This is a genomic window from Actinosynnema sp. NPDC059797, assembly GCF_042732085.1.
In the GTDB taxonomy this organism is placed as follows: domain Bacteria; phylum Actinomycetota; class Actinomycetes; order Mycobacteriales; family Pseudonocardiaceae; genus Actinosynnema.
On record NZ_JBHWIE010000420.1, the window covers coordinates 1 to 5,692 of the forward strand.

Consider the following 5,692-nt stretch of genomic DNA (forward strand, 5'->3'; position numbering starts at 1 on the left):
GAGCCTTGCACATGACGATCGTTTTCGATGCGTCCGAACGGGCCCCATCGGCGGCGCGGACGCGGAAAACCCCCGACCGGTCACCGGTACGGGGGTTGGGGTCACTGCGGGTCCGGCCGGGGAGCGCTCGTCACCCGCGGATCGGCCGGCACGGGTGGTGTTCGGGGCGCGGCCGGGCCCGAGCGCGGCCGCGCGTCCGAGGTCGGTGGGTCAGCAGCTGGAGCAACACCCGCAGCCCGGTCCGGTGCAGCCACTGCAGCAGCTGCAACCACCCGCGTGCGGCTGCGGCGAGGGCGTGGTTTCCGTGGTCATGTCTGCCTCCGTGGCGGAAACGGTCAACGGCTTCAGTGCCACGGTGCGCGCTGCGGTGAAAGGCGTGAAGCCCTTTCACCCGTCCGCCGGCACCGGTCACCTGTACGGGTCAGCGGCCCGGTGACGGCGAACCGACCGCGTCGCTCGCCCCGGAATTCCCGAGGCGCCGGGGTGCGCGCCGCAGAAAATAGAGATCAAATGTTTCGCCGGGTGTCGTGGAGCGACTTCCGGGTGTCTTCTCGGGCACGTGCGTCAACGGCATCCGCCGGCTTTTTCGCGAGCACGCGCGAATCGGTCACCGGTCCGGGCTCCACCCGCCTGGACCTGGTGTGACGCCGCCGACACGCGACGCATGAACACATGCACATATGGCAATGACAATTCGTGTGGAGGTCGGCCTGGGCGGGTCTTGACAATTGCAATGTGCATCCGTATAGATGGGCGTTGATCAGGTGGGTCCGGCGGGATGACCGGTGGCTTCGCTTTTTCGCGCTCGAACGGCGTCGGTGTCGAATGCGCCCGAGCGCGCCGGACGAGGAAGGTGCTGGGATGGCGGCCGACGTGGTCCCCTGGCCGGCGGACGATGCCGCCCGGTACCGGGTGGCCGGGCACTGGCGTGGCGAGACCTACCCGGAGTTCCTGGACCGGCTGGTCGCGGCCTTCGGTGACCGGACGGCCGTGGTGGACGACCGCGTGCGCCTGTCCTACGCCGAACTGGCCGAGCGCGCCGGGCGGGTGGCCCGCGGCCTGCGCGACCTGGGCGTGGCGGCGGGGGACCGGGTGCTGGTCCAGCTGCCCAACCGGGCGGAGTTCTTGGTGCTGTGGTTCGGGCTGCTGGAGCTGGGCGCGGTGCCGGTGCTGCTCCGGCCGGACCACCGGTACGCCGAGGTGGTCCACCTGGCCCGGCTGTCCGGCGCGGTCGCCTACGTCGTCCCGGACGTGCACGCGCGGTTCGACCACCGCGCGCCGGCGGCCGCCGTGCGGGCGGCGGGCCCCGCGGTCGAGCACGTCATCGTCGTCGGGGACCCCGGCGACAGCGGCTTCACCGCCTTCGCCGACCTGGGCGCCGGCTCGTCCGCCGAACCGGTACCCGGCCCGGCGGGCTCCGAGGACCTGGCGCTGCTGCTGGTCTCGGACGAGGGCGCCGGGCTGCCGAAGCTGGTCCCGCGCACCCACGACGACCACCAGTGCGCCGCCAGGGCCGTCGCCGAGGCGTCCGGGCTGGACGGGGACTCGGTCTACCTCGCGGTCCTGCCGGTGGCGCTCGCGACGACCTGCGCCGGGGTGCTCGGCGCGCTCGGCGTCGGCGGTGCCGTCGTGCTCGCGGACGACCCCGACCCCGCCCGCTGCTTCGAGCTGGTCGAGCGGGAGGGCGTGACGGTCGCGGCGATCGACCCCGGCCTCGCGCCGCTGTGGTCGGCGGAGTCGCGCGCCACCGACGCCGACCTGTCCACCCTCCGCGTGTTGCAGGTCGTCGGCCCCCGGCTCACCGACGACCTCGCCCGGCAGGTCGTCGACGGGTTCGACTGCGCCGTCCAGCGGGGTTTCGGCCTGGCCGAAGGGCTGATCTGCCTGACCGCGCTGGACGATCCGCCGGAGGCCGTTCGCACCACCTCCGGCAGGCCGATCTCGCCCGCCGACGAGATCCGCGTCGTCGACGAGCGCGACGCCGACGTGCCGGCGGGCGAAGTGGGCGAACTGCTCGCTAAGGGGCCCTACACCCTACGGGGGTACTACCGGGAACCGGAGCACGACCCGGAGGTCTTCCTCGACGGCTTCCACCGCACCGGCGACCTCGTCCGGCGCCTGCCCTCCGGCCACCTGGTCGTGGTCGGCCGCCGCGAGGACCAGATCCTCCGCGGCGGGGAGAAGATCGCCGCGCCCGAGGTCGAAGGGCACCTGCGGGCACACCCCGGCATCCGGTCCGTCGCGCTCCTGCCCGCGCCCGACCCGGTCCTGGGCGAGCGCTCGGTGGCCTTCGTCGTCCCCGAGGGCCGGGTCGCCCCAACCCGGGAGACGCTGGCGCTTTACCTGGTCGACCGGGGGCTGGCCGCGCACGAGGTGCCCGACGAGATGCGGGTGCTGGGCGAGATGCCGCTGACACCGGTGGGGAAGGTGGACCGGAAGGCGCTGACCCGCCTGCTCGGCGGGGCGACCGGGTGAGCGCGGAGGTGGACCGGTCCCGTCGCTGAGGTCGTGGGGCGGCGGACCGCGGTCGAGCCCGGGGTGACGCGGTGCCCCGTCGCCGGGCCCGGCTTCGGCCCCGGGCGCGGCGTCGCCGGCCCGACCGGGGCGCAGTGGCCCGATGACCGAACGTCCTACCTCCGATACTCCCTGCTCAGGCCCTCGGCCGGGCCTTCCTGACATGAAAATCGTTATGCGTAATATACGCATGAGGGGTATCGGAGAGGCAGGTGTTCTCCGGAGGATCGTTGGGGTGCAAAGGATCCCAGCCGGCACCGGGGTCGACGCTCGCCGCTGGTCATGAAGGGGGAGGCGCGCTGATGACCTTCAAGGGAGGGTCTGGGAGAGGCCCCAGGTCGCTGCGCAACCAGCGACCGCTGGACGCCGAGCAGGTCGTCGAGGCGGCCGTCCGGCTGACCCGCCTGCACGGGTTGGGCGCGTGGACGCTGCGCCAACTCGCCGACGAGCTGGAGTCCTGGCCGGCCGTCGTCTACCACCACGTCGGCGACCGCGAGGCGGTGATCGCCGCGGTGGTCGACCACGTGCTGCGCGAAGCCCTGGACGTGGTCCCGGAGGGGGAGTGGCGCGACTGGTTCGGGATCGTCCTGCACCGGTTGCGGGAGGCGCTGAGGGAGCACACCGGCGTGGCGCAGTGGCTGGCGGTCAACGGGCCCGCCGTGCCCGCGATGCTCCGGTTGATCGACCGCGGTGTGCTGCTGCTGACCGCGGCGGGTTTCGGCGACGAGGCGCCGTTCGTCTACTCCACGCTGGTGGACGCCGCCGTGCAGCAGATCGCGGTGGAGGACGGCAAGGACTCGCCCTCGCACCCGTGCGAGGAGGCGGAGCGGATGATCGCCGAGTACCGGGACTCGGTCGACCACCGCGGTCTGGCGTTGATGGCGGTGGCGTGCGAGGACCACCGGAAGTCCGACCACCTCTACACCTACCGCGTCGAGCGCGCCCTGGACGGCATCGCGGTCCGCTTGGCGGAGTTGCGCGGCGGTTCTCCGGCGTAGCGCGACGCGCGTGCTCCGGCAATGGTCGCCGGAGCACGGCGCGGCTTCGCCCCAGGTCGGCCGATCAGCCGTGCGAGGGGCAACCCGTGCAGGTGCAGTTCTCGTTCAACGAGCACTTGTTCGCGCAGGTGCTGTGGGTGCAATCCGCCGGGCACCCGGTGCAGTTGGCGCAGCTGTCGTCTGCCATGGGATTTGCCTCCTTGGTTTCGCCTTGCGGAGTCGTTCTTGGAAGGCGGCCGCTGGAACGACGATAGCACTTTCCCGGCGGTATTCCAGGGAAATTGTTAACTATTTTTGGAAAACGAAAACCGTTTTCGACAAGGATGTTCGCGTAATCGATCCGACCTGCGTAAACGTCAATCGGGCGAATGTTGAAAAATCTGCCTTACGCCGAATTGGTGCTGGTGATCTACGTGTTCAAATGAGTGATCATCGTGTTCAAATCGCCGATCTTCGCGTTCAATTCAAAAGGATTGGTGAATATATGAAAAGACATTGAAGTAATTCCCGGTGGGGTGGACGCGCGAGGGGGTCCGGTCAGGTCCGGGACGTTGCCGGGAGGTCGCGGGCGGCGCAGCGCGGGCACCTGCCGGTGAGCCTGACCAGCGGTTCGCCCACCGCGAAGTCGTGCTCGGCCGCCTTGTCGGCCGCCCAGCGCAGCACCGGGCGGGCGTCGATGGGGAGGTGCCGACCGCATTGCCGGCAGACGAGGTAGTGGCCGGGCCGGTCGACGGGGCCGGCGTGGAAGAGCTGCCTGCCTTCGTCGTCCCGGACGGCGTCCACCACGCCCGCGTCGACCAGGGTCGCGAGTGCCCGGTAGACGGTGGACAGCCCCACGGGGCTGCCGAGTTCGTGGAGTCGTCGGAACAGCTCCGCCGCGGTGCGCCCCTCGGCGGAATCGCCCAGCGCGTCCAGCACGGCTCGTCGTTGCGGCGTCAACCTCACATCGGGTTGGTCGTCGGCCGGTCGAGTCATAGTGGAAACGATTATCGTATTATTTCGGAATCGGCGCTACCGCCTTCGGGTAGGAGAAGGGGTGCGACGGATCCCGTGCGAGACGGCCCCTGGGTGTGGGCCCGGGGGAGGGCGTGGGTACCCGGCAAGGGGCGACCGGGCGGGAAGGGGTGGCGCGAGGGTCGTCGGATCAGGAGCGCACGAGCCGCCCGATCGCCGCGCTCGCCTCGGCGATCTTCGTCTCGGCCACCTCGCCGCCTTCGGCGGCGGCCTCGGCCACGCAGTGCCGGAGGTGCTCGTCGAGCAGGTTGATCGACACCGCCTGGAGCGCCTTGGTGGCGGCGGCGATCTGGGTGAGCACGTCGATGCAGTACTCGTCGTTCCCGATCATCCGCTGGAGGCCGCGAACCTGTCCCTCGATGCGCCGCAACCGCTTGAGGTGGTCGTCACGACGGTCCGCGTAACCGGGCATGGCGAGTCCTCTCCGCAGGTCTACGGGGATCACGATACGCGGGAAGCGGTGCCGGAGGGGTGGCCCGCTTGAGTTTCAATACCCCCTAGGGGTATATTGGTGGAGCAGGGCGAGAGAGGCGGGGCACCCCGGTTCCCCGGCCTCAACCACCATGAAGGACGTCGACATGAACACAGCAGCGAAGCTCTCCGCCTACGGCGTGGCGCTCGCCCTGGTAGCCGGCGGCGGCTGGGCGGTCGGGAGTGCCGTCGGCCCCCTGCCGGTCGAGGCGGCGGGCCACGGCGTGAGCGGCGCCGACCACGAGGACGCCGCGGGAGCCGAGCAGGACCGACGAGGCCCGTCGCGGGTGGCCCGCGTCGACGGGTACGAGGTGCGGTTGGACGGCGAGCTGGAGCCGGGCGAGGTGTCCCCGGTGCGGCTGACCGTGAGCCGCGACGGGCGGCCGGTCACCGACCTGGAACCCCACCTGGGCTCCTACGGCAACCTGGTGGCGTTGCGCCAGGACGACCTGGTCTCCACGCACCTCCACGCGCAGGGCGCGCCAGGTGACGGCAGGACGCCCGCCGGGCCGGAGTTGTCGTTCGTCGCCGAGCTGCCGACCGCGGGCGGGTACCGGCTGTTCCTCAACTTCCGGCACGGCGGTGTCGTGCGCACCGCGGAGTTCACCGTGACCGCCGCGGCGCGGTCGGCCGGGACGGGCACCGGGCACGAGGAAGGGCATGGGCACGGTCATGGCAGAGTCGCGGGTGGACTT

General features: G+C 71.2%; 6 protein-coding genes. 4 read left to right on the plus strand and 2 right to left on the minus strand.

Annotated features, from left to right (window positions below):
* The first annotated feature begins 861 nt into the window (after window positions 1-861).
* The 3 genes from ACFV4N_RS38815 (at window position 862) to ACFV4N_RS38825 (ending at window position 4,011) form a co-directional block, all read left to right on the plus strand.
* Window positions 862-2,475: a (2,3-dihydroxybenzoyl)adenylate synthase gene (locus ACFV4N_RS38815; RefSeq protein ID WP_499677675.1), complete on the plus strand. Its 1,614-nt coding sequence runs from the start codon at window positions 862-864 to the stop codon at window positions 2,473-2,475.
* A gap of 341 nt (window positions 2,476-2,816) precedes the next feature.
* Window positions 2,817-3,512: a TetR/AcrR family transcriptional regulator gene (locus ACFV4N_RS38820; protein ID WP_499677676.1), complete on the plus strand. Its 696-nt coding sequence runs from the start codon at window positions 2,817-2,819 to the stop codon at window positions 3,510-3,512.
* Window positions 3,513-3,645: 133 nt separating this feature from the next.
* Window positions 3,646-4,011, plus strand: a complete 366-nt coding sequence (locus tag ACFV4N_RS38825) for a hypothetical protein (RefSeq protein ID WP_499677677.1) — start codon at window positions 3,646-3,648, stop codon at window positions 4,009-4,011.
* 38 nt (window positions 4,012-4,049) lie between these two features.
* Here ACFV4N_RS38825 and ACFV4N_RS38830 read toward each other — a convergent pair whose 3' ends face one another.
* Both ACFV4N_RS38830 and ACFV4N_RS38835 read right to left on the minus strand, forming a co-directional pair.
* Window positions 4,050-4,487: a Fur family transcriptional regulator gene (locus ACFV4N_RS38830; RefSeq protein ID WP_499677678.1), complete on the minus strand. Its 438-nt coding sequence runs from the start codon at window positions 4,485-4,487 to the stop codon at window positions 4,050-4,052.
* Between the two features lie 169 nt (window positions 4,488-4,656).
* Window positions 4,657-4,938 (minus strand): metal-sensitive transcriptional regulator, encoded by a 282-nt coding sequence (locus ACFV4N_RS38835; protein ID WP_499677679.1) that lies wholly within the window; start codon window positions 4,936-4,938, stop codon window positions 4,657-4,659.
* Between the two features lie 166 nt (window positions 4,939-5,104).
* Here ACFV4N_RS38835 and ACFV4N_RS38840 point away from each other — a divergent pair.
* The coding region (locus ACFV4N_RS38840) for a DUF8832 domain-containing protein (protein ID WP_499677680.1) at window positions 5,105-5,692 on the plus strand (588 nt) is incomplete at its 3' end.

Coding starts and splice junctions, on each gene's coding strand:
- ACFV4N_RS38835 (WP_499677679.1), bottom strand. CDS start 4,938: ATGCCCGGTTACGCGGACCGTCGTGACGACCACCTCAAGCGGTTGCGG.
- ACFV4N_RS38820 (WP_499677676.1), top strand. CDS start 2,817: ATGACCTTCAAGGGAGGGTCTGGGAGAGGCCCCAGGTCGCTGCGCAAC.
- ACFV4N_RS38815 (WP_499677675.1), top strand. CDS start 862: ATGGCGGCCGACGTGGTCCCCTGGCCGGCGGACGATGCCGCCCGGTAC.
- ACFV4N_RS38830 (WP_499677678.1), bottom strand. CDS start 4,487: ATGACTCGACCGGCCGACGACCAACCCGATGTGAGGTTGACGCCGCAA.